Annotated in this window: 19 protein-coding genes; 8 read left to right on the plus strand and 11 right to left on the minus strand. The window is 63.8% G+C overall.

Translation table 11 applies throughout. The features are described from left to right. Positions 1-2 precede the first annotated feature (2 nt). Together GCN78_RS24000 and thrC are read right to left on the minus strand one after the other, a co-directional pair. Positions 3-1,229 carry a molybdopterin molybdotransferase MoeA gene (locus GCN78_RS24000; RefSeq protein WP_152253945.1) on the minus strand — a complete coding sequence of 409 codons (1,227 nt, stop codon included), beginning with the start codon at positions 1,227-1,229 and terminating at the stop codon, positions 3-5. Beyond that, on the minus strand, positions 1,229-2,710 hold the full coding sequence (thrC, locus tag GCN78_RS24005; RefSeq protein WP_152253946.1) for a threonine synthase: 1,482 nt from the start codon (positions 2,708-2,710) through the stop codon (positions 1,229-1,231). The genes GCN78_RS24000 and thrC overlap by 1 nt, the downstream gene beginning before the upstream one ends. 287 nt (positions 2,711-2,997) lie before the next feature. On the opposite strand from thrC, the gene GCN78_RS24010 reads away from it, so the two are divergent. Beyond that, positions 2,998-3,738 (plus strand): AAA family ATPase, encoded by a 741-nt coding sequence (locus GCN78_RS24010; protein ID WP_193316849.1) that lies wholly within the window; start codon positions 2,998-3,000, stop codon positions 3,736-3,738. Between the two features lie 158 nt (positions 3,739-3,896). Here GCN78_RS24010 and GCN78_RS24015 read toward each other — a convergent pair whose 3' ends face one another. Genes GCN78_RS24015 through kbl form a run of 3 tightly spaced genes read right to left on the minus strand, consistent with a single transcriptional unit; the run spans position 3,897 to position 7,558 of the window. Then, positions 3,897-5,297, minus strand: coding sequence for an L-serine ammonia-lyase (locus GCN78_RS24015; RefSeq protein WP_152253948.1), 1,401 nt, complete (start codon positions 5,295-5,297; stop codon positions 3,897-3,899). A gap of 48 nt (positions 5,298-5,345) precedes the next feature. After that, entirely contained in the window at positions 5,346-6,311 is a 966-nt protein-coding gene (locus GCN78_RS24020) for an NAD-dependent epimerase/dehydratase family protein (RefSeq protein ID WP_152253949.1), read from the minus strand. Between the two features lie 20 nt (positions 6,312-6,331). Continuing rightward, positions 6,332-7,558, minus strand: coding sequence for a glycine C-acetyltransferase (gene kbl, locus GCN78_RS24025; RefSeq protein ID WP_152253950.1), 1,227 nt, complete (start codon positions 7,556-7,558; stop codon positions 6,332-6,334). A gap of 222 nt (positions 7,559-7,780) precedes the next feature. On the opposite strand from kbl, the gene GCN78_RS24030 reads away from it, so the two are divergent. The 6 genes from GCN78_RS24030 (at position 7,781) to GCN78_RS24055 (ending at position 13,567) form a co-directional block, all read left to right on the plus strand. Beyond that, positions 7,781-8,356: a helix-turn-helix domain-containing protein gene (locus GCN78_RS24030; protein ID WP_070218654.1), complete on the plus strand. Its 576-nt coding sequence runs from the start codon at positions 7,781-7,783 to the stop codon at positions 8,354-8,356. Between the two features lie 91 nt (positions 8,357-8,447). Further along, a complete protein-coding gene (locus GCN78_RS24035) occupies positions 8,448-9,374 on the plus strand; it encodes an STM4015 family protein (RefSeq protein WP_152253951.1) in 927 nt (308 codons plus the stop codon). A 15-nt stretch (positions 9,375-9,389) separates the two neighbouring features. Next, entirely contained in the window at positions 9,390-10,478 is a 1,089-nt protein-coding gene (locus GCN78_RS24040) for an STM4014 family protein (RefSeq protein WP_152253952.1), read from the plus strand. Next, positions 10,471-11,319, plus strand: coding sequence for an STM4013/SEN3800 family hydrolase (locus tag GCN78_RS24045; protein ID WP_152253953.1), 849 nt, complete (start codon positions 10,471-10,473; stop codon positions 11,317-11,319). The genes GCN78_RS24040 and GCN78_RS24045 overlap by 8 nt, the downstream gene beginning before the upstream one ends. Further along, entirely contained in the window at positions 11,316-12,695 is a 1,380-nt protein-coding gene (locus tag GCN78_RS24050) for an STM4012 family radical SAM protein (protein ID WP_226939799.1), read from the plus strand. Before GCN78_RS24045 ends, GCN78_RS24050 begins: the two co-directional genes overlap by 4 nt. Further along, positions 12,689-13,567, plus strand: a complete 879-nt coding sequence (locus tag GCN78_RS24055) for an STM4011 family radical SAM protein (protein WP_152253954.1) — start codon at positions 12,689-12,691, stop codon at positions 13,565-13,567. Before GCN78_RS24050 ends, GCN78_RS24055 begins: the two co-directional genes overlap by 7 nt. 49 nt (positions 13,568-13,616) lie before the next feature. On the opposite strand, the gene GCN78_RS24060 is transcribed toward GCN78_RS24055, so the two are convergent. Beyond that, entirely contained in the window at positions 13,617-15,815 is a 2,199-nt protein-coding gene (locus GCN78_RS24060) for a prolyl oligopeptidase family serine peptidase (RefSeq protein WP_193316851.1), read from the minus strand. Positions 15,816-16,216: 401 nt separating this feature from the next. On the opposite strand from GCN78_RS24060, the gene GCN78_RS24065 reads away from it, so the two are divergent. Then, on the plus strand, positions 16,217-18,004 hold the full coding sequence (locus GCN78_RS24065; protein ID WP_152253982.1) for a GGDEF domain-containing protein: 1,788 nt from the start codon (positions 16,217-16,219) through the stop codon (positions 18,002-18,004). 45 nt (positions 18,005-18,049) lie between these two features. On the opposite strand, the gene GCN78_RS24070 is transcribed toward GCN78_RS24065, so the two are convergent. The 5 genes from GCN78_RS24070 to GCN78_RS24090 form a co-directional block, all read right to left on the minus strand. Further along, positions 18,050-18,493, minus strand: coding sequence for a DUF6386 family protein (locus tag GCN78_RS24070; RefSeq protein ID WP_152253955.1), 444 nt, complete (start codon positions 18,491-18,493; stop codon positions 18,050-18,052). After that, on the minus strand, positions 18,490-18,966 hold the full coding sequence (locus tag GCN78_RS24075) for a DUF4262 domain-containing protein (RefSeq protein WP_152253956.1): 477 nt from the start codon (positions 18,964-18,966) through the stop codon (positions 18,490-18,492). Before GCN78_RS24075 ends, GCN78_RS24070 begins: the two co-directional genes overlap by 4 nt. A 101-nt stretch (positions 18,967-19,067) precedes the next feature. Then, positions 19,068-20,456: a tetratricopeptide repeat protein gene (locus GCN78_RS24080; protein ID WP_152253957.1), complete on the minus strand. Its 1,389-nt coding sequence runs from the start codon at positions 20,454-20,456 to the stop codon at positions 19,068-19,070. A gap of 176 nt (positions 20,457-20,632) precedes the next feature. Continuing rightward, positions 20,633-21,262 carry a 3'-5' exonuclease gene (locus GCN78_RS24085; RefSeq protein ID WP_193316852.1) on the minus strand — a complete coding sequence of 210 codons (630 nt, stop codon included), beginning with the start codon at positions 21,260-21,262 and terminating at the stop codon, positions 20,633-20,635. A gap of 38 nt (positions 21,263-21,300) precedes the next feature. Further along, the gene (locus GCN78_RS24090; protein ID WP_152253958.1) at positions 21,301-22,551 is read right to left on the minus strand and encodes an Hsp70 family protein; all 1,251 of its coding nucleotides are present in this window, start codon (positions 22,549-22,551) and stop codon (positions 21,301-21,303) included. Positions 22,552-22,699 lie beyond the last annotated feature (148 nt).

Genomic DNA, 22,699 nt, shown 5'->3' on the forward strand with positions numbered 1-22,699 from the left:
CCTCAGTACAGCAATTCGTTAAACGGGATAAAGCGCAGCATGTCGCCACGCGCGATCGACAGGCCCGGCGGGCAATCGATCAAGCCATCGCCCCACACGGTGGACGTCAGCACGCCGGAACTCTGGTTGGCGAACAGTTCCAGCTCGCCCTCGTCATTGACCCTGGCGCGCAAGAACTCGTTGCGCTTGTCCGCCTTCAGGCGTTCAAACGCGGCCGGCAGCTTGTAGCTGCGCGGCGCCAGATTCCCCGCCACGCCCTGCAGGCGCAGAATGAACGGCCGCACGAACAGCAAAAACGTGACGAAGCTGGAGACGGGATTGCCGGGCAAGCCGACAAAGAACGCATCGCGCACTTCGCCGAAGGCCAAGGGTTTACCCGGCTTGACGGCGATCTGCCACATGTTCAGCCGCCCTTCCGCTTCCACGGCCGGCTTGATATGGTCTTCCTCGCCCACGGACACGCCGCCCGAGGTGATGATCAGATCATTGCCCTGCGCCGCCTGGCGCAGCACGGCGCGCGTCGCCTCCAGGCTGTCGGGAACGATGCCCAGGTCCGTGATCTCGCAACCCAGATTTTCCAGCAGGCCGCGCAAGGTAAAACGATTCGAGTTGTAGACGGCGCCCGGCGCCAAAGGCTCGCCCGGCATGGCCAGCTCGTCGCCCGTGAAGAACACGGCCACGCGCAGCTTGCGCAGCACCGGCACTTGCGCCAGGCCCACCGAGGCGGCCAGGCCCATTTCCTGGCTGCGCAGGCGCCGGCCCGCGCCGAGGATCTCGCCGCCGGCGCGGATATCCTCGCCCTGGCGGCGCACCCATTCGCCCGCTTGCGGCACGTGGTTAACCGTCACCACGCCATCGAGCAAGGTGCACTGCTCCTGCATCACGACGCAATCGGCACCGTCCGGAATCAGGGCGCCCGTGAAGATGCGCGCCGCCGTCCCCGGCTGCAAGGGCTGGCCCACGTGGCCGGCCGCGATGCGCTGCGACACGGGCAGGCTGGCCGCGCCGCTGGCGCAGTCAATCGCGCGCACGGCATAGCCATCCATCTGCGTGTTGTCGCGCTCGGGCACGTTCAGGGTCGACGTCTGGGCGGCCGCCAGCACGCGGCCGTTGGCGCGCATGGTGTCGACCAGCTCCACCTCGGCCAACGGGCGCGCCGCGCCCAGCATGAAGGCTTGCGCCTCGGCCACCGACAGCATCGGTTTGCGTACAGTGCTGGCGTCAGTCATCACAGCCCCGTATTTGAGGCGATGTACGCCTTCATTTTGTCCACGTCCGTGCCCATCACAACGAACTTCTGCGGCAAGTCCTCGATGTTCTCGAAGCCGGCCGGGCGCTCCGCGTCCACGCCCAGCGCTTCGAGGATTGTTTCGTTGAACTTGGCCGCCAGCGCCGTTTCCAGCACGATCATCGGCACGTTCGGCTCCAGGTGCTCGCGCGCCACCTTGATGCCGTCGGCCGTGTGCGTGTCGATGGTGATGCCGTAGTCGTCGGCCACGTCGCGGATGGTGTCGAGGCGGTCCTGGTGCGTGGACTTGCCCGACTTGAAGCCGTACTTGGCCACCAGCTTGAATTCGTCGCCATCGCTGCCAGGCTTGCCGGACAGGTCGAAGCCGCCGTGCGTTTCCACTTTCGTGAACAGCGCGCGTACGCGCCCGCTGTCGCGGCCCACCAGGTCGTAGACGAAGCGCTCGAAGTTCGACGCTTTCGAGATATCCATCGACGGGCTGCTCGTGTGATACGTCTCGGCGGATTTGCGCACGCGGTAGACGCCCGTGCGGAAGAATTCGTCGAGCACGTCGTTTTCATTCGTGGCCACCACCAGTTTCGAGATCGGTAAACCCATCATGCGGGCGATATGGCCGGCGCAGATATTGCCGAAGTTGCCCGATGGCACCGTGAACGACACCTTTTGCTCGTTGCTGGTGGTGGCCGCCAGGTAGCCGCGGAAGTAATACACCACCTGCGCCACGACGCGCGCCCAGTTGATGGAGTTGACGGTGCCGATCTTCTGTTGCGCCTTGAACGGCAAGTCGTTCGACACGGCTTTCACCATATCCTGGCAATCGTCGAACACGCCTTCGACGGCGATGTTGTAGATGTTCGGGTCTTGCAGGCTGAACATCTGCGCCGTCTGGAAGGCGCTCATTTTCTTGTGCGGCGACAACATGAAGACGCGGATGCCCTTCTTGCCGCGCATCGCGTATTCGGCCGCGCTGCCCGTGTCGCCGGACGTGGCGCCGAAGATATTGAGTTCGGCGTCGTGCTTGGCCAGCGTGTATTCGAACAGGTTGCCCAGCAACTGCATGGCCATGTCCTTGAAGGCCAGGGTCGGGCCGTTCGACAGCGCCTGCAGGATCAGGGTGGTCTGGCCGCCCTTGACGACGTTTTCTTCGAGCACGCGCAGCGGCGTGATGTCGGCCGCGTTTTCACCGGCGCGGGCGTTCTTGTAGACTGCCTTGGTATAGGTTTTCGCCGTCAGTGCCTTCAGGTCCGCGGCCGGGATATCGGTGGCGAACTTCTTCAGGATTTCGTAGGCCAGGTCGGCATACGACAATGTGCGCCAGGCGTTGAGCTCGGCACCAGTGACTTGCGGGTAGTGTTCAGGGAGATACAGTCCGCCATCGGGGGCCAGGCCGCCCAGGAGGATGTCGGAGAATTGCTGCGGATTCAATGGCGCTTTTTCAGCGCGGGTAGACACGTAGTGCATAGATTTGAAGAGTCCAGTTGAGCTGAGTGCGGTTGATCATGAATGGCAGCGGATATTATAGTGCCAGCCGCTCCCCAAGGCGAATCGCATGCGTACGCTGCCGTCCTGGCCGGCGCGCTTGTTGTCAAACAGCAGCGCCCGACAGACATAAAACATTGCAATTTGGAAATTTTTTATGACGAGATCAACGCTCCGTACAAAGATGCATGCGCAGACTGGCGCGGGCGCCTGATTTGCGCCACACTGGTGTTTGTCGGCCCGCCTGCGGGCCATTCATGGAACCGGCCATGTCGCTGAGTAAAAAACCGTATCTGCAAAGCGCCGCGCTGCGCCCCGACGCCGTCGTCGACCTCGACCACTATCCATTCACCATCCCCGCCATCCGCGACTTCGTGCACATGGATTTCCACCCCGACGTGACGTTCTTCGTGGGCGAGAATGGCAGCGGCAAGTCGACCATGCTCGAGGCGCTGGCCGTGGCGCTGGGCTTCGGCAAGGATGGCGGCACGCGCAACGTGCGCATCGCCCTGCCCTCGGACGAGGAATCGGGCCTGCACGCGCATCTGCGCCTGAGCAAGAGCTACAAGAAACCGGACGACAGCTATTTCCTGCGCGCCGAAAGCTTTTTCAACGTCGCCACCTACATGGACGACATGCCCGAATACCTGGCCAGCTATGGCGGCAAGTCGCTGCACGCGCAATCGCACGGCGAAGCGTTCATGGCGACCCTGATCAACAAGCTGCGGGGAAAAGGCCTGTACCTGCTGGACGAGCCCGAGGCGGCCCTGTCGCCCAGCCGCCAGATGGCGGCCCTGTCCGTGATCCACCAGCTGGTGCAGGACGACTCGCAGCTGATCATCGCCACCCATTCACCGATACTGCTGGCCTACCCGAACGCGAAAATACTCAGCTTTACGGGCGGCGGCATCCACGAGATGGCCTATGAAGACACGGAACATTACGCCGTGACGCGCGATTTTTTGAATCACTACCCGCGGAGGCTGGAGCAGCTGTTTGAGGAAGATTAAGGCGATTCCGTCTTTATATCAGCGCCCGGGACGTCACGGCGGCGCGAGAAACCGTAGCGAGCAAGCCCAATGTCGCGTTGAGTAGCGCAGCCGTACCAGGGTACGGCGAGCAACGCCGACGCGAGAGTGGGCTGCGCAGTAGGTTTATCGCGTCGCCCTCAGCAAGCTGCGTGGTTCACGGTAATGACGTGAACTGCCAGGCCGCCCAACGACGTTTCCTTGTACTTGTCCTGCATGTCCGCGCCCGTCTGGCGCATGGTTTCGATGACTTCGTCGAGGCTGACGAAATGCGTGCCGTCGCCCTTCAGCGCCAGCGAGGCGGCCGTGATGGCTTTCACGGCGCCCATGCCATTGCGCTCGATGCAGGGGATCTGCACCAGGCCGCCGATCGGGTCGCACGTCATGCCCAGGTGGTGTTCGATGCCGATTTCGGCCGCGTTCTCGATCTGTTCATTGGTGCCGCCCAGGGCCGCCACCAGGCCGGCCGCCGCCATGGCGCAGGCCACGCCCACTTCGCCCTGGCAGCCCACTTCGGCGCCCGAGATCGAGGCATTGCGCTTGCACAGCATGCCGATGGCGGCGGCCGTCAGCATGAAGCGGCGCACGCCGCCGACCGGATCGCTGGGGCGGCAATCCTGCGCATAGTAGCGCAGCACGGCCGGGATGATGCCGGCGGCGCCGTTCGTCGGCGCCGTCACCACGCGCCCGCCGGCCGCGTTTTCCTCGTTCACGGCCATCGCGTACAGGCTGACCAGGTGCACGGCGTCGTGCGGCAAGTCGTTGGCGCGGTTGTCGGACGCCTTCGCCTCCTGCGCCAGGCGCCACAATTTCGCGGCGCGGCGCTTGACGTTCAAGCCGCCCGGCAGGTTGCCCGTCGTTTCCAGGCCGTGCGCGATGCAGTCGCGCATGACGTGCCAGATGCGGTCCAGGCCCGCATTCAATTCCTCGTCGCTGCGCTTAACGCACTCGTTCGCGCGCAGCATTTCCGGAATCGACAAGCCGCTTTCCAGGCCATGCGCCAGCAACTGCTCCATCGTGTCGAAGGGGAAGACGACGCGAGCAGCAGCGGCCGACTCCACCGCCGCTTCCGCCTGCGCCTCGCCCGCTTCGCGGATAAAGCCGCCGCCGATCGAGTAATACACCCTGTCGACGCGGCTGCCGTCCGCCAGTTTCAGGGTGAAGCGCATGCCGTTCGGGTGTTCGGGCAGCGATTCGCTCTTGTGCCAGACCAGGCCCGTGGCGGCCGTGAATGGCACCACGCGCGTGCCCAGCAGCGCGATCTCGCCGGCCGCCTCGATGGCGGCCAGCTTGCTGTCGACGGCATCGGGCGCGACGTCCTGCGGCGTTTCGCCCATCAGGCCAAGAATGACGGCCTTGTCCGTGGCATGGCCCACGCCAGTCAGCGCCAGCGAGCCATACAGGGCCGCCTCGACGCCCACCACCTGGTCCAGCGGACCGTATTCGACCAGAAAACGCCGCGCCGCCACCATCGGCCCCACCGTGTGGGAACTCGACGGCCCGATGCCGATCTTAAATAAGTCGAATACGCTCATATCCATGTAGTGTCTCTTTATATTGGTATGTTTTTATGAATTGCGGTGCTGGACTCAGGCTGCCTTGGCAGCCTGCCCCGCGTCGACATTGGCCAGCATGTCGGTGACCATCTGCTCGACGCCGATCTGCGCCTTCCAGCCCCAATCGGCGCTGGCCTTGCTGTCGTCCAGGCTTTGCGGCCAGCTGTCGGCGATGGCCTGGCGGCTGTCCGGCTTGTAGCTGATCTTGAAGTCCGGCACCATGTGCACGATGGCCTTGGCCAGCTGCTCGGGGTTGAACGACACGCCCGCCACATTGTACGAAGAACGGATCTTGATCGATGCCGCCGGCGCGTCCATCAATTCGATGGTGGCGCGGATGGCGTCGGGCATGTAAATCATCGGCAAGGTGGTGTTCCCATCGAGGAAGCAGTCATAGCGTTCGCCGCGCAAGGCCGCATGGAAGATGGCGATCGCGTAATCCGTGGTGCCGCCGCCCGGAGGCGACTTGTAGCTGATGATGCCCGGGTAGCGGATGCTGCGCACGTCCACGCCATACTTGTTGAAGTAGTACTCGCACAGGCGCTCGCCGGCCAGCTTGCTGATGCCGTACATCGAGGTCGGATCCATCACCGTCATTTGCGGCGTGTTCACCTGCGGCGTGTTCGGGCCGAAGGCGGCGATCGACGACGGCCAGAAGATGCGCAGCGGCTTGCCCGCCTCGCCCCGCTCGCGCGCCAGTTCCAGGATATTGAGCAAGCCATCCATGTTCAGGCTCCACGCCTTCAATGGCGCCGCCTCGCCCGTGGCCGACAGCATGGCCGCCAGCTGGTACACCTGGGTGATGTTTTCATCGGCGATGATGGCCGCCAGGCCGTCCTTGTCCAGCACATTCAATTGCGCATAGCGCTTGGCCTGGTACAGATTATGCGTGCCGATGTCGCTGGCGATGACGTTGTCCGCGCCGTGCTGCAGCGCCAGCGCGCCCACCAGTTCACTACCGATTTGGCCGTTTGCGCCGATGACTAAAATGCGTTCCATTGTCTTGTCCTGATATCTTGTTAGTTATTCGTCGTGGTCGTAGGCAGCAGGCCCAGTTCCTTGCCCGCCTGCTCGAAGGCGGCCAGCACTTGCACCAGCTGTGCGCGCGTATGCGCGGCCGACAGCTGTACGCGGACACGGGCCTGGCCCATCGGCACGACCGGGTAGAAGAAGCCCGTCACCAGCACGCCCAGTTCATACAGGCGGGCGGCGAATTGTTGCGCCACCGGGGCGTCGAACAGCATCACGGGAACGACCGGATGGGTGCCCGGCTTGATGGTGAAGCCGATGCGCTCGATCTCGCTGCGGAAGAACGCCGTGTTGTCATGCAGGCGGTCGCGCAGTTCCGTCGACTTGGCCAGGCGGGCCAGCACCGACAGCGAAGCGCCGGCGATCGATGGCGCCAGGGTGTTCGAGAACAGGTAGGGGCGCGATTTCTGGCGCAGGGTGTCGATGACTTCCTTGCGCGCCGAGGTGAAACCGCCCATGGCGCCGCCCAGGGCCTTGCCCAGGGTGCCCGTGATGATGTCGATGCGGCCCATCACATTGTGGTGTTCGTGCGTGCCGCGGCCCGTCGCGCCCATGAAGCCGGAAGCGTGGCATTCGTCGATCATCACCAGCGCGCCATACTTGTCGGCCAGGTCGCAGATCTTGTCGAGTTGCGCGATCGTGCCGTCCATCGAGAACACGCCGTCCGTGACGATGACTTTATGGCGCTTGCCGGCGGCGATCGCCGCTTGCAGCTGCACTTCCAGGTCGGCCATGTCGTTGTGCGCATAGCGGTAGCGGCCAGCCTTGCACAGGCGGATGCCGTCGATGATGGAAGCGTGGTTCAGCGCGTCGGAGATGATGGCGTCGTTTTCATCGAACAGGGGCTCGAACACGCCGCCGTTGGCGTCGAATGCGGCCGCGTACAGAATCGTGTCCTCGGTGCCCAGGAAGCTGGAGATGGCCTGTTCCAGCTCCTTATGCACGGTTTGCGTGCCGCAGATGAAGCGCACGGACGACAGGCCGTAGCCATATTTTTGCGTAGCGGCAATCGACGCTTCCTGCGTCTGCAGGTCGCCGGACAGGCCCAGGTAGTTGTTCGCACACATATTGATCAGGGTACGGCCATCGTCACACACCACTTCGGCGCCCTGGCGCGAGGCGATCACGCGCTCGGGCTTGTACAAGCCCTGCTGGCGCAGTTGATCGAGATTCTGTTGCAGACCGCTGAAAAAGGTGTTCTTCGCTTGCTCGCTCATGATGTTCCTTGTGTGTCCCTGTTGTATGCGTATGGTGTCCGTGTGCTCTCAGCCGTCATAGGAGGAACCGTCGCTTGACCGGCGCGCGCACAATGCTGTACCGTGAAGCGCTGTTTGAAGTCTACACGTTTCCGTGCTTTTCCTCAAAATCCACTATTTCGAACTGAAATTCAATATAGTGGATATTACCCAAGCCTATTGAACTTTGCAAGCCACCTGCCGATGAAAACCAGCGTTTCGACCAATTCCCCCCCTGAAGTGGGTGCCACACTGCAACGGCTGCGCCTGGCGCGCGGCCTGACACTCGAGGATTTGTCGCGCATCGCGGGCGTCTCGAAGTCCATGCTGTCGCAAATCGAGCGCGAAAAAGCCAATCCCACCATCGCCATCACGTGGCGCCTGGCCAACGCCCTGGGCGTGCAGATCGGCGAATTGCTGTCGAGCGCGGAAAAAGCCGTGGAAACCATCCGCATCACGGACGCCCATGAAACCCCCACCCTGCCCGGCGACCACGCGGGCTACGTGCTGCGCATCCTGGGGCCGATGGAACTGGCCGGCAAATACGAATGGTATGAAGTGACCCTGGCGCCGGGCGGCGAACTGGCGTCGCAGCCGCACGACCCGGGCACCACCGAGCATTTGACGGTGATCCACGGCAACCTGGAACTGGAAGTGGGCGCGGCGAAGAAAAAGGTCAAGAATGGCGGCACGGCGCGCTATCCGGCGGACCAGCCGCATACGATACGCAATCTGGGCAAGACGGAAGGCAAGGCCTTATTGGTGGTAATCCATAGATAGTTGCTTTTCAGCGGTGTGCAATAAGCTCTTTCGCCCATGCTAAGATTTTGGATTAGACAAGATTTTCACTGTCTTTCATGGAGCCTTAGCAATGACGATTTCCGACAGCACCACCACCTTCCACAACAAGAAAGTCGTCCAGTACGACCCGGACCTGCCGTTCGACGCCTCGCCCGGCATCGTCTACCGGCTGTCGCTCGAATACGACGACAAGCGCAAGATGGACGAGCTGATCGCCGGCTTCCTCGCCAAGGCCGACAAGGGCGCGCTCGAAGCGCTGATCATCGGCATGTGGGGCGACCCATACGAATCGGGCGCCGATGAAGTGATGGCCGCGCTGATCGCCCACGCCGCCGAACTGCCCAACTTGCGCGCCCTGTTCATCGGCGACATGACGTACGAGGAATGCGAAATCTCGTGGATCGTGCAAGGCAGCTACAAGCCCCTGCTGGACGCCTTCCCGCTGCTGGAAGAATTGCGCATCCGCGGCGGCAATGAGCTCGTCATCGAACCGTTCGCGCACCAGCACCTGCGCCGCTTCACCATCGAAGCGGGCGGCCTCGATCAAAAGATCGCCGAAGCGCTGGCGCAATCGAGCATGCCGCAGCTGGAGCACCTGGAATTGTGGCTGGGCACGGACGACTATGGCTTCTCGGGCGACGTCGACCTGTACCGCAAGGTGCTGGCGCAGCTGACCGTGCCCACCCTGCGCTACCTGGGCTTGCGCGACGCGGAAATCGCCGACGACCTGGCCGTGTGGCTGGCGGAAGAACCGCTGGTGGCGCAGCTCGACACCCTCGACCTGTCGCTGGGCACCATCGGCGACCTGGGCGCCGTGGCCGTGCTCAATCACACACAGCTGGGCAAGTTGAAGCGCCTGGACCTGTCGCACCATTACATTTCCGAGGAAAACCAGGCGAAGCTGAAGGCGCTGCCTTTCGAGGTGGTGCTGGACGACCCGCAGGAAGCCGATGAAGACGACGGCGAAAGCTACCGCTACGTGGCCGTGGGCGAATAAGCGGAGCGGCACCCCTTGCAAACGCCTCTCACCCTGCTGGCCACCGCCGGCAGCAAGCGCGTCCTCCTGATGCAGGCGGCGCGCGCGCAACTGCGCCTGCCGCCCGCGCACGTGCTGGAATGGCGCGACTGGCTGGCGCAGCCGACGCTGCTCGATGCTGCGCTGAGCCAGCCAGGCCTGCTGAAAGTCGAGCCACCGGGCGACGATCCCGCCGCCCATTTGTTATTGCTGCAGGCGGGCTGCCGGCTGCAGGATCGCGCCCCCGTGCCTGCGCCCGAACATGGCGAGCTGCTGGCCATGGATGCGTGGTTTGCCGGTTTCAACGCCGCCATGCAGGCGCTGGCGACACAACTGGCTGGCTGGCCGCGCGCGCGCGTGGTCAACGCGCCCGCCGAGATCAGCCTCATGACGGACAAGCTGGCCTGCCAGCGCCATCTGGCCGCGCACGGCATCGCCATCCCCGCCCTGCTGGGGCCCGTGCATGGCTACAACCATCTGCAGTCGCTGCTGCACGAACACGACCTTGACCGCGTCTATCTGAAACCGCGCTATGGCTCGTCCGCCTCCGGCGTCGTCGCCTACCGCAGGAATAGAGCTGGCCGCCAGCAAGCCACCACTTCTGCAACATTATCGCGGGCGGACGGCCAGATACGCTTGTTCAACGTCAAGCGCATGGCCCGCTACGAGACGCGGCACGACATCGCCGCCCTCGTCGACGCGCTGGCCGCCCAGGAACTGTACGCGGAAGCGTGGCTGAACAAGCCGCGCTGCGGCGACAGCCACTACGACCTGCGCGTCGTCACGCTTGGCGGCCGGCCCGCGCACCGGGTGGCGCGTATCGGCGACCGGATGATGACCAATCTGCACCTCGACAACCGGCGCGGCGACGCATCCGGCCTGTTGAACGCAGCCGACCTGGCGGCGCTGGAAACGGCCAGCGCCCAGGCCGCGCGCGCCTTCCCCGCCAGCCACGTGACGGGCTACGACCTGGTCGTGCGCCAGGGCCAGGCCCACGTGCTGGAAGCGAACGCCTTCGGCGACCTGCTGCCAGGCCTGCTGTGGCAAGGCGCGGACACTTATACAGCGCAATTGAACCATGTTTAACGACACACCGGCCATCCCCGACATGCACGCCATCGTCGGCAGCCACGACATCATCTTCCTCACGCTCGACACCCTGCGCTACGACGTGGCGCAAGCCCTGTACGCGGCGGGCGAACTGCCCGTGCTGGGGCGCTTCTTGCCGCCGGGAGGCTGGGAACGGCGCCACTCGCCAGCCACGTTCACGTATGCGGCGCACCAGGCCTTCTTCGCCGGTTTCCTGCCCACGCCGGCCGCGCCGGGACGCCATCCGCGCCTGTTCGCTTCCGCCTTCGCGGGCAGCGAAACGACGTCAAAGCACACGTTCGCGTTCGAGGAAGCGGACCTTCCCGCCGCGCTGGCCGCGCGCGGCTACCGCACCATCTGCATCGGCGGCGTGGGTTTCTTCAATAAACAGACGGCGTTGGGCACGGTGCTGCCGTCGCTGTTCCAGGAAAGCCACTGGAGCGCGGGCATGGGCGTGGCCAGCCGCCATTCGACGCAAAAACAGGTGGCGCTGGCCATAGCCCGCCTGGCGGACGGCGACCAGCGCACCTTTTTGTTCATCAACGTGGCCGCGCTGCACACGCCGAACCGCGCCTACCTGCCAGGCTGCCGCGCCGACTGCCTGGAAAGCCATGCGGCGGCCCTGCGCTATGTGGATGGCGCGCTGGCGCCATTGTTCGCCGCCTGCGCCGCGCGCGCGCCCACGTTCGCCATCGTCTGCTCGGACCACGGCAGCGCGTATGGCGAGGACGGCTACCGCGGCCACCGCATCGCCCACGACAGCGTGTGGAGCGTGCCCTACGCGCACTTCCTCATCGCCCCCGATACCGATACACATTCCCAGGAGTCCCCACCGTGAACCCAGCCGAACAACCTGGCACCCTGGCGCAGCGCATGCGCCACACGCCCTACCAGGCGTATTCGTACTCGTATCCGCACAAGGCGGCCTACCGCGCCTTGCCGCAGGCGGCGCCGCTGGCGCCCGTGTGGGCGCGGCAGGACCGCTCCGCCCTGTTCGCGTACATCCACATCCCGTTTTGCGAGATGCGCTGCGGCTTTTGCAACCTGTTCGCCATGGCCCGCCCCGGCGCCGACATGGTCGAACGCTACGTGCGGCAAGTGCTGGTGCAGATGCGCGCGCTCGACGGCGCGCTGGGCGAACGGCGCTTCGCCCGCTTTGCGCTGGGTGGCGGCACGCCCACCTATCTGTCGCCGGCGCAGCTCGACACCCTGCTGTGCGGCGCGCGCGACATCCTCGGCATTGATTTGCAGGCCACGCCGGCCGGCATCGAGGCGTCGCCCGAAACCATCACGGCGGAACGCCTGGCCGTGTGCCGCGCGCACGGCATCGACAGGGTCAGCCTGGGCATCCAGAGCTTTGCCGCCGGCGAGATGCGCGCCCTGGCCCGCCCTCAGCAAAACGCCACCGTCCATCACGCCATCGGCCTGATACGCGCGGCCGGCTTTCCCACCCTGAACCTGGACCTGATCTACGGTATCGCCGGCCAGACGGTGGCCAGCCTGCTGGCCTCCATCGACAGCGCGCTGGCCTTCGCGCCAGAGGAAATCTACCTGTATCCGCTGTACGTGCGCGAGCAGACGGGCCTCGGCAAGATCGCGCGCCGCCAGGGCGCGGATTCGCTCAACCCCATCATGCTGGCGCGCGATGGCGACAGCCGCCTGGCCCTGTACGCGGCCGCGCGCGACCATTTGCGCGCGCAAGGCTATGAGCAAGTTTCGATGCGCATGTTCCGCGCACCGCATGCGCCGGAACAGAATGGTCCCTCCTACTGCTGCCAGAACGATGGCATGGTGGGCCTGGGCGCGGGCGCCCGCTCGTACACGGCCAGCCTGCATTATTCGAGCGAGTACGCGGTGGCGCGCACGGAGACCATCGGCATCATCGACAACTACCTGGCGCTGGACGAGGCGCGCTTCGCGCAGGCGGAACACGGCTATGTGCTCGACGAGGCGGAGCAACGCCGGCGCTACGTGATCCAGTCGCTGCTGACGGAACCGGGCCTGGACCGCGACGCTTACACGGCGCGTTTCGGCAGCCGCTGCGAAGCGGACTTGCCGCAACTGGCCGAGCTGCACGCGCTGGAATTGGTGGAGCAGGATGGTCCGCTGCTGCGCCTGAACGACCGTGGTTACTCGTATGCCGACACCATCGGCCCATGGCTGGCCTCCGAGACGGTGCGCGCGCTGATGGCGCAAGAGGGCCAGGCGTGCTGACAACGCAGCCTGGCACCTTGTCGCTGCTGTACCGGGGCACGCTGGCGAGCTGCAACTACGCGTGCGGCTACTGCCCGTTCGCCAAGAAGCGCGACAGCCGCGCCGCGCTGGCCCGCGACGCGCGTGAAGTGATACGCTTCACGGACTGGGTGGCGCGGCAGACGCGCCCCATCGGCGTGCTGTTCACGCCATGGGGCGAAGCGCTGGTGCGGCGCCACTACCGCGCCGCCATGCAAACCCTGGCCAGCATGCCCCACGTGCGCCAGGTGGCGCTGCAGACGAATCTGTCCGGCCCCCTGGACTGGCTGCGAGGGATGGATGGGCTGAACAAGATCGGCCTGTGGTGTACCTACCACCCTGACCAGACGACGCTGGCGCGCTTTCTCGCACGCTGCGCGCGCCTGGACGCCATGGGCGTGCGCTATTCCGTCGGCGTCGTCGCGATGAATGAACACCTGGACGCCATCCGCGCCCTGCGCGCGGCCCTGCCGGCGCACGTCTACCTGTGGCTGAACGCGTATGACCGGCGTGGTCCCGGCTACTACGGCGAGCAAGACCTGGCCTGGCTGGACGCCGTCGACCCGTGGTTCGCGCAAAACCGCAGACCATCCCCTTCGCGCGGCAAGCCGTGCCTGGCGGGCGAAGCGTCGCTGTCCGTCGATGGCGATGGCGAGCTGGCGCGCTGCCATTTCGTGCCCGAGCGGCTGGGGAATCTGTATGTGGATGAACTGGAAGACATGCTGCAGGAACGCCGCTGCCCGCGCTTCAAGTGCGATTGCTATATCGGCTATGCGCAGCGCAAGGATTTGCCATTCCAGTCCACGTTTGGAAACGGCGTGCTGGCGCGCATCGCGCCTTTGCACCGGACGTAAAAAAGCGCGGGCCAACCGCACCCGCGCTTTTTACCTGAATACTACCCGATTACTGCGCCGCCACCTTGGCCGCTTCCGCAGGCACCGCCGGCGTCATCTTCAAGGAACGGCTGAGGAAGCCCCAGCGATCGGCCACTTCCTCGATCTGCTTGGTCGTCGGCTTGCCTGCGCCATGGCCCGCCTTGCTGTCGATGCGGATCAGCACGGGCGCCGCGCCGCCTTGCGCTGCCTGAGCGGCGGCGGCGAACTTGAAGCTGTGGGCAGGCACGACGCGGTCGTCGTGGTCGGCCGTCGTGATCATGGTGGCGGGATAGCAGCCGCCCGCCTTCAGGTTGTGCAGCGGCGAGTATTTCACCAGCGCCTTGAACTGTTCGGCGTCGTCCGACGAACCATAGTCAGGCACCCAGCCCCAGCCCACGGTGAACTTGTGGAAGCGCAACATGTCGAGCACGCCCACTTGCGGGATGGCCGCGGCGAACAGGTCGGGACGCTGCGTCATGGCCGCGCCCACCAGCAGGCCGCCATTGCTGCCGCCGCCGATCGCCAGCTTCGATGGCGAGGTGACCTTGTTGTCCACCAGCCATTGCGCCGCGCCGATGAAGTCGTCGAAGACGTTTTGCTTGTTCAGCTTGGTACCAGCCTGGTGCCATGCTTCGCCGTATTCTCCGCCGCCGCGCAGGTTGGCCATCACGTAGACGCCGCCCATTTCCACCCAGGCAAGATTGGCCACGGAGAAGCTTGGCGTGAGCGAAATATTGAAGCCGCCATAGCCGTACAGATAGGTCGGATTCGTGCCGTCGAGCTTCATGCCTTTTTTCGAGACGATGAACATCGGCACCTTGGTTCCGTCGCGGCTGGTGAAGAATTGCTGGCGCGTTTCAAAGGCGTTCGGATCGAAGTCGACCTTCGGCTGGCGGTACACCGTGCTCTTGCCCGATTTCATGTCGTAGCGGTAGATGGTCGCTGGCGTCGTGAAGCTGGTGAAAGAATAGAACGTTTCCGTATCACCACGCTTGCCCGCGAAGCCGCCGGCCGAACCGATGCCCGGCAAGGCCACTTCACGCACCAGCTTGCCGTTCAGGTCGACGATCTTGATTTGCGTTTGCGCATCTTTCAAGTAATCGAGCACCAGCTGGTTGTTGATCAGATTGACGGCGACAAGGGTTTCCGCGCTTTGCGGCACGATTTCCTTCCAGTCAGCAGGCGCGGGCTTGCGCGTGTCGATGGCGATCACGCGCGATTTCGGCGCCTTGTTATCCGTCTTGAAGAAGAACACGGGACCGTCATTGTCGATGAAGGAATACGACGCATCGAACGCTTCCAGCAAGCCGACCACCTTGGCATTCTTCTGGCGCAAGTCCTTGTAGAAGATGCGGTTCTTGCGTTCCGTGCCCTGCGTGGCCGTGATGATCAGATAATTGCCGTCGTCGCTGACGGTGCTGCCGCCGAACGCCCATTCCTTCTGGTCGGGACGGTCGAAGACGAGCACGTCGTCGCTTTGTGGCGTGCCGATCTTGTGGAAATACAATTTCTGGAAGTAATTGATATCGGCCAGCTTGGTCGCTTCGTTCGGCGCGTCATAGCGGCTGTAGAAGAAGCCGGTGTTGTCCTTGGTCCACGAGGCGCCCGAGAACTTGGCCCACTTGATGTGGTCCGTCAAATCCTTGCCCGACTCGATGTCGCGCACTTTCCACTCGTTCCAGTCGGAACCGGAGGCGGACGTGGCATACGCCAGGTATTTGCCGTTCGGGCTGATCGAGGTGCCGGCCAGCGCCACCGTGCCATCCGTGGACAGGGTGTTCGGGTCCAGCAACAGGCGCGGCTCGTCCGTCAGTTTTTTCACCGTGTACAGCACGGCCTGGTTCTGCAAGCCGTCATTGCGGCTGTAGAAATAGCGGCCGCCCTGCTCCGTTGGCGTAGAGAAACGCTCATAATTCCACAGCTTGGTCAGGCGCTGCTTGATCGCGGCGCGCTCGGGAATGGTGCCCAGGTACGACTGCGTCAGCTTGTTTTGCGCCGCGACCCACTCGCCTGTTTCCGCGCTGTTGGCGTCTTCCAGCCAGCGGTACGGGTCGGCAATGGTGGTGCCGAAATAGTTGTCTTGCTGGTCGACTTTTTTGCTGAGCGGATACGTCACGGCGGCACCGTCGCCGCCCGGGCACGATGGCGTCGCAGCGTTTTGCGCGAGGGCATTGCCACCGAAAGCGGCCAGCAAGCTGAATATGAGGGTTGCACTACGTAATTGCATGGGTTTTTGTCTCATTGTTGGATGTCGAGGAAAGCAGGCCGCACACACACGCCGCGGCTGCCCATGTTGACTTTCGCCAAGAGAAATCATAGCGCGGATCGCCACTTTTAAAGCACAGTTATCCGGTGGATTTGCCGTCTTTTGTTTGGGGAATTCACAGGAATCACCGTGATAAATCGCGTTTTTGGCGAGAATCGGCAAACTGACGGCTAGGGAAGAAATATTATCAAAAGCTAATACGTTTCATCAAGCCGTCATAAATCTTCTTTACTATCGGCAACATGTTCATGGCCCGTCCAGAGGCCGTGCCGCCACATCCGCCTATGCACACTCTCGCCCTCCCCACCGCCACCGGCGCGACGCCATCGAACGTGGCTTACCTGAAGCCGCCCTCGGCCCCCATGAGCATCGAAGGGACGGATGCCTTGCACGAGATCCTGGCGGGCCGCAAGCTCAGTGCGCTGTTCCAGCCCATCATCCACATGCACAGCGGCGACATCATCGGCTACGAAGGCTTGATACGGGGGCCGTCCGACAGCCCCCTGCACGCGCCGATGAATCTGTTCAAGGTGGCGCGCGCGCATGACCTGACCCTGGAAGTGGAGCACCTGTGCCGGCAAGTGGTGCTCGAACGCTTCGCCGAACTGCAACTGCCGGGCAAGCTGTTCCTCAACGTCAGCCCTGAATGCCTGTTGCTGCGCAATGCGCGCCATGGCGAAACGCTGGAATACATCGAACACATCGGCATCAATCCGGACCGTGTCATCATCGAGCTGACGGAAAACCAGCCCACCTACGATTACGAACTGATGCGCGAAGCGGTGCTGCACTATCGCAACATGGGTTTCCAGATCGCCATCGACGACCTGGGCGAAGGCTTTTCCAGCCTGCGCCTGTGGTCGGAACTGCGCCCGGAATATGTGAAAATCGACATGCATTTCATCCAGGGCATCAATAACGACCCCGTGAAACTGCAATTCGTGCGCTCGATCCAGGAAATCGCGGAGAAATCGGGCACTCTCGTGATCGCCGAAGGCATCGAGGCGCAAACGGAATTGCTCGTCTTGCGCGACCTGGGCGTGGCCTTCGGACAAGGCTATCACCTGGGCCGGCCCCATGCCGTGCCGGCGCGCGCCCTGCCAGCCGAAGTGGTGCAGGCGTTGGGGCGCAACGGCGTGGCCGTGTATCCGCAGCGCAGCAGCCTGGAAAAGAACGGCGCCAGCATCCGCAAGCTGCTGCACCGCGTGGCGGCCGTCTCGCCGCAAGTCAACAATAACGAGGTGTACGACATCTTCCTGAAAGACCCGAAGCTGATGATCATCCCCGTCGTCGACGACGGCATGCCGCTGGGCCTGATCAGCCGCTTCGAGATGATCGACCACTTCGCCCGCCCCTACCAGCGCGAACTGTATGGCAAGAAATCATGCAGCCTGTTCATGGATGCGACGCCCCTGATCGCCGACCACGAGACGAGCTTGCAGGAACTCAGCTACACCATGGTGCAGTCGGACGCCCATCACCTGTTCAACGGTTTCATCATCACCGAACGCGGCCGCTATCTGGGCATGGGCACGGGACATGACCTGATGCGTGAAATCACGCAGATGCAGATCAACGCAGCCCGTTACGCCAACCCGCTCACGCAACTGCCCGGCAACGTGCCCATCAACGAGCATATCGACCGATTGCTGCACAGCGGCGCCCGCTTCTGGGTCTGCTATTGCGATCTCGACCACTTCAAGCCCTTCAACGATGTGTACGGCTACCGCAAGGGCGACGACGTGATCCAGCTGACGGGAGAAATCCTCAGCAGCCACTGCGACCCGAACCGCGACTTCATCGGCCACATCGGCGGCGACGATTTCATGATCCTGTTCCAGAGCGAAGACTGGGAAACGCGCTGCCAGGCCATGCTGGACGACTTCGCGGCCGCCATCCTCGCCTATTACAGTACCAGCGACTGCGAACGGGGCGGCTACATCAGCGAAGACCGGCAAGGCAAGAAAGTGTTTTATTCCTTGATCAGCCTATCCTTGGGCGTCATCAAGGTCGAGGCGCACCAGTACTACACGCACCATCAAATTGCCACGCAGGCAGCCGAAGCGAAGAAGCAGGCGAAGAAAATCCACGGCAACAGCCTGTTCCTGGACCGGCGGCAAGGCGTGGGCGTGACGCGCATGGATGCGTAGTCAGGGGCGATAGCGGGAAGCCGGACGGAAATGGTCTACGCGCGATCAAATACGCACGAGGTCGCCAAACGCATTGCTGCTGCGCGCATCGGGCACGAATGCCAGGCGGATCAAGTGGCCATCGCGGCGCGCCTGCACGCGGCAGCCGCCCACGGGCACGTCCACGAACAGGCCGCCATATGCCGTGTCCGGCTCCAGGCCGCCGCCCGTGACGTCTTCCCCGGCGCCGATGAAGACGCGGCCCGAGACGATCGCCAGATGCACGCTCGCGTGCGGTTCGGCAAGTTCGGCGTGCAAGGCGATGTCATACGCGCCATCGCCGCCCACGTTGAAAAACGCCACCTGCCCCCCATTCACGGCCGCCAGTTCCGCGCCGGGAATACTCCACCAGTCGCAATCATCTTCCAGCTTGTGGCGCACGAGCGCAGGATCGAACACGCACACGGTTGCCGTGCCGGTCACGATTCTGATGGACGTGCCTCGTGTCATGCCGCCAGCGGCGCCGGTCCCAGCAGGGGCTGGCTTTCCATGTACTGTGCGCTGGCCCCCGCATCCCACGGGAAATGGCCATCGCGCGACGGCCAGACGATCTGGTACACGGTGAACTCATCGCCCTGGTAATACCAGCGCGCATAGCCGACATAGTCGCGGTATTGTTCGACGGGCACGCGCACGAAGGCGCACGGATGGCCTTCCAGCAAGGCCTCCGTGGTGGCCGTGAAATCCGTGACGGCGCCGCTGCGCACGGCGTCCAGCGCCACGTCGAGTATCTGGTGGGCCATGGAACGCGGCAAGCCCATGATGAGAAATTCGGGTTGGCCGAAGCTGTGGCAGGCACCTATCGTGAAGGCATAGCCGGGACCGTCTTCATCGGCACTGATATGCACGCCATGCCAGCCATGCGTGGCGATGTCGTCGATGACTTTTTGCTCGGATGCGTCCTCGCCTGCCTGCCTTACCATGTTCCACCTTTCACTGTGCTCAACACCATGTCGCCTTCGCGACATGCCTGTCGGCAATTATCGCATGCGGCGCGCGTGCATGCGCGCACGGTGACGGTGCCTCAGTCGCGCGGCGGCTGCGGCGGGGAGCGCCCCTGATGCCACTGCCGCATGCGCTGCTGCGCCTCCTGCAGCTGTGCCGGCTCCAGCCTGGCGGCTGCCGCTTCACGGGCCCTGGCCGCCCCGCTATCGCCACCCTCGGCCGCCAGCGCCAGCCACATGTAGCCGCAAACGGGATCTTTCTCCACGCCGCGCCCGCTGTTGTACATGCCGCCCAGGTTGTACTGCGCCAGCGCATGGCCCTGGCCAGCCGCGCGCGCATACCATTGCACGGCCAGGCCATCGTCCTGCGGCACGCCATGGCCATTCGCATACATGACGCCCAGGTTGTTCTGCGCGCTGGCGTCGCCCTGCTCGGCCGCCGTGCGGTACCAGCGCACGGCGCACACCTCGTCGCGCTCGACGCCCTGGCCATTGGCATACATCACGCCCAGGTTGAACTGCGCATTCGACGCGCCCTGGGCCGCCGCCCTGGCATACCAGTCCAGCGCCTGGCGCAAGTCGCGGGCGACGCCACGTCCGCCCGCGAACATGCCGCCCAGATTGTATTGCGCCATGCAGTGGCCTTGCAGGGCGGCACGCCGGTACCAGACGACGGCGCGCGCCTCGTCCTTGTCCACGCCCTGGCCGCGCGCCAGCATCAGGCCCAGGTTGAACTGGGCGTCGGCGTCATCCTGCTCGGCCGCCCGCTGCAGCCAGGCGTAGGCGCGCAACTGGTCGGGCGCCACGCCCAGGCCCTCCGCATAGGCCACGCCAAGTTGCCGCTGCGCCACGGCCAGGCCCTGCGCGGCGGCCTGGCGGAACCAGGCCAGCGCCTGCGCATCGCTTTGCGCCACGCCCTGGCCCCGCTTGTAGACGAGCCCCAGGTTCAGCTGCGCCTGCGCATCGCCCTGCAAGGCGGCCTTGCGGAACCAGGCCAGGGCCAGCGCATCGTTCTTTTTCGCGCCCAGCCCCTGCGCATAGGCTTCGCCCAGCAAGGATTGCGCGCTGGCCACGCCCTGTTCCGAGGCGCGGTAAAACCATGCCAGGGCCAGCTCGTCGCTCTGCAGCACGCCCCGTCCCTTGCGGTACATCTGCCCCAGGTTTTGCTGGGCCGAGGCATCGCCCTGGGCGGCCGCGCGGCGAAACCACAGCACGGCGTCCTCGTCGCTCTGCGCCACGCCGCGGCCGTGGTAATACAGGGCCCCCAGGTGATTCTGCGCGAACGCCAGCCCTTGCAGCGCGGCCAGCCGCAGCCAGACGAAGGCGCGCGCATCGTCCTGCGCCACGCCCTCGCCCTTCTTGTACATCAAGCCCAGGTTGAACTGCGCGTAGGCATTGCCCTGCTCGGCAGCCGTGCGGAACCAGATATACGCCTGGTGGCTATCTCTGGCAGTATGGTGCTTGTCCATGTGCGCCCCCATCCACATTGCGCTTGCCGGCAGCACGCGCAAAACGGCGGCCCAGGGCGGCGAAATCGTGTGTTGCTTAAATTTTAAATTCGATACGGGGAAAGGACTTGAGCAGGCTCAAACGAAATAACAAAATTATATCGTTTTGATGAGCCCGCTTAGAGGGGAAACGGAGATCAGCGGCGCGACGGGTGCTTTTGCAGGAATTGCTGGACCTTGGCGGCGGCCAGCTTGTTCAGCGACACCAGCAAATCCGCGTCGACATCGGCGATGCCATAGCTGCTGCGCAAATGCCGGCCGATATGGATCAGCACTTGCGCCGCCACTTCCGCATCGGACTCGGCCCTGTGGGCCGCGCTCTTGAAGGCGATGCCCAGCTGGCTGGACAGCAAGCCCAGCTTGTAGCTGGTCATGCCGGGAAACACGCGGCGCGACAGTTTCAATGAACACACAAGCGACTGATGCGCGGGCGTCAGGTTCAGCCTGGCGCTTTCCGCGCGCAGGAATTTTTCATCGAAGCTGGCATTGTGCGCCGACAAGGCATCGCTGCCGATGAAGTCCAGCAACTGCGGCACCACCTCGGCCACGGGCGGCGCCTTGTCGACCATCGCCTGCGTGATGCCCGTCAAGCCGGTGATGAACGAGGGGATGCGCGCATTGCAGTTGATCAGGGTCACATAACGGTCCGTGATCTGCCCGCCCTCGATGCGCAGCGCCGCCACTTCCGTGATGCGGTCTCCCATGTCGGGAGACAGGCCGGTCGTCTCGAAGTCGATCATGACGATCGGTTTGTCAAACACATTCATGAAGTCAGGCTCTTTCTGCGTTGCTGCGGTGGGCCAGCTTAGCCGAACTTGCGTACGGCGTCCAGCGCCAAACCCGCACCGATACTGCCGAACAGATCGCCCTCGACCTTGCGCGCGGCCGGCACCAGGGCGGCGATCTTTTCGCGCAGCAGGCGCACGCCGGACGAGCCGCCCGTGAAGAACACGGTGTCGACGGCTTCCGGCGCCACGCCCGCGTCGCGCAGCAGGCGCAGCACGGTCTCTTCGACGGAACCGCACAGGTGGCCGATGGCATCATCGAATTGCGTACGTTTCAACAACAGGCTTTGCGCGGGCGACAAACGGTCCAGTTCCAGCTGCACTTCGGCCGCGTCGGACAGGGCAATCTTGCCCTCTTCCACTTTCATGGCCAGCCAGTGGCCGGCCCGCTCGTCGATCAACTTTTGCAGACGCCCCATCTTGTCTTGCTCGCGCGCATCGCGGCACACGTCGGCCAGCTGCACCCAGATCTTCTTGGTGTAGGCCAGGTTGATCGTGTGCCAGGTGGCCAGGTTGAAATAATAGCTGGACGGCACTTCGCTATTGTTATGCAGACGGCTGCCATAGCCGAGCAAAGGCATGACGGAAGACAGGCTCAGATATTTATCGAAGTCCGTGCCACCGATGTGCACGCCGCCGGTGGCGAGGATGTCGTCGCGCCGCTCGGTTTTTTTCGCCCGTTCCGGCGACAGCCGCACCAGCGAAAAGTCGGAAGTACCGCCGCCAATGTCGGCGATCAGTACCAGCTCTTCCTTGGCGATTTGCGACTCGTAATCGAAGGCGGCGGCAATCGGCTCGAACTGGAAGGCGACGTCCTTGAAACCGACGGAACGGGCCACTTCGGCGAGCGTATCCTGCGCCAGCTGGTCGGCTTGCGCATTGTCGTCGATAAAGAAGACGGGACGGCCGAACACGGCGGACGAAAATTCGCGGCCGGCGGACTGCTCGGCGCGGCGCTTCACTTCGCCGATGAATTGCGCCAGCAACATGCGAAATGGCAGCGCGCGGCCGCCCACTTCCGTCTGGCCATCGATGAGGCTAGTGCCCAGCAAGCTTTTCAGCGAGCGCATCAAACGCCCCTCGTAACCGGCCAGATAGCCGGCCAGCGCCGCGCGGCCAAAACTGACTTCCTCGTCTTCCGCATTGAAGAAGACAACGGACGGTAAGGTCGTCTTGCCATCTTCCAGGCCGAGCATGGTGCTCTGCCCGGGACGTGCCCAGCCTACCGTGGAATTTGACGTGCCGAAATCGACGCCGCAAGCATTGGCCATGTCGACCCTTCCCTGAATAAAGGGGCGTTATGTTATCAGAAGGCAGGCCATTGCACCAGCAAAACCGGTTCGGCGGGGTCAACAGCATAAGCTTGCTTTGCATCAAGTACCCGCCGCGCGCAAAAGCTACTCTTGGGAAACTAACGCC

It is taken from the genome of Janthinobacterium rivuli, assembly GCF_009208735.1.
GTDB lineage: Bacteria > Pseudomonadota > Gammaproteobacteria > Burkholderiales > Burkholderiaceae_D > Janthinobacterium.

Excerpts from the sequence above, each read along its gene's own strand:
- GCN78_RS24000 (WP_152253945.1), bottom strand. The coding sequence starts at position 1,229 with ATGACTGACGCCAGCACTGTACGCAAACCGATGCTGTCGGTGGCCGAG.
- thrC (WP_152253946.1), bottom strand. The coding sequence starts at position 2,710 with ATGCACTACGTGTCTACCCGCGCTGAAAAAGCGCCATTGAATCCGCAG.
- GCN78_RS24010 (WP_193316849.1), top strand. The coding sequence starts at position 2,998 with ATGTCGCTGAGTAAAAAACCGTATCTGCAAAGCGCCGCGCTGCGCCCC.
- GCN78_RS24015 (WP_152253948.1), bottom strand. The coding sequence starts at position 5,297 with ATGGATATGAGCGTATTCGACTTATTTAAGATCGGCATCGGGCCGTCG.
- GCN78_RS24020 (WP_152253949.1), bottom strand. The coding sequence starts at position 6,311 with ATGGAACGCATTTTAGTCATCGGCGCAAACGGCCAAATCGGTAGTGAA.
- kbl (WP_152253950.1), bottom strand. The coding sequence starts at position 7,558 with ATGAGCGAGCAAGCGAAGAACACCTTTTTCAGCGGTCTGCAACAGAAT.
- GCN78_RS24030 (WP_070218654.1), top strand. The coding sequence starts at position 7,781 with ATGAAAACCAGCGTTTCGACCAATTCCCCCCCTGAAGTGGGTGCCACA.
- GCN78_RS24035 (WP_152253951.1), top strand. The coding sequence starts at position 8,448 with ATGACGATTTCCGACAGCACCACCACCTTCCACAACAAGAAAGTCGTC.
- GCN78_RS24045 (WP_152253953.1), top strand. The coding sequence starts at position 10,471 with ATGTTTAACGACACACCGGCCATCCCCGACATGCACGCCATCGTCGGC.
- GCN78_RS24060 (WP_193316851.1), bottom strand. The coding sequence starts at position 15,815 with ATGCAATTACGTAGTGCAACCCTCATATTCAGCTTGCTGGCCGCTTTC.
- GCN78_RS24065 (WP_152253982.1), top strand. The coding sequence starts at position 16,217 with ATGAGCATCGAAGGGACGGATGCCTTGCACGAGATCCTGGCGGGCCGC.
- GCN78_RS24070 (WP_152253955.1), bottom strand. The coding sequence starts at position 18,493 with ATGACACGAGGCACGTCCATCAGAATCGTGACCGGCACGGCAACCGTG.
- GCN78_RS24075 (WP_152253956.1), bottom strand. The coding sequence starts at position 18,966 with ATGGTAAGGCAGGCAGGCGAGGACGCATCCGAGCAAAAAGTCATCGAC.
- GCN78_RS24080 (WP_152253957.1), bottom strand. The coding sequence starts at position 20,456 with ATGGACAAGCACCATACTGCCAGAGATAGCCACCAGGCGTATATCTGG.
- GCN78_RS24085 (WP_193316852.1), bottom strand. The coding sequence starts at position 21,262 with ATGAATGTGTTTGACAAACCGATCGTCATGATCGACTTCGAGACGACC.
- GCN78_RS24090 (WP_152253958.1), bottom strand. The coding sequence starts at position 22,551 with ATGGCCAATGCTTGCGGCGTCGATTTCGGCACGTCAAATTCCACGGTA.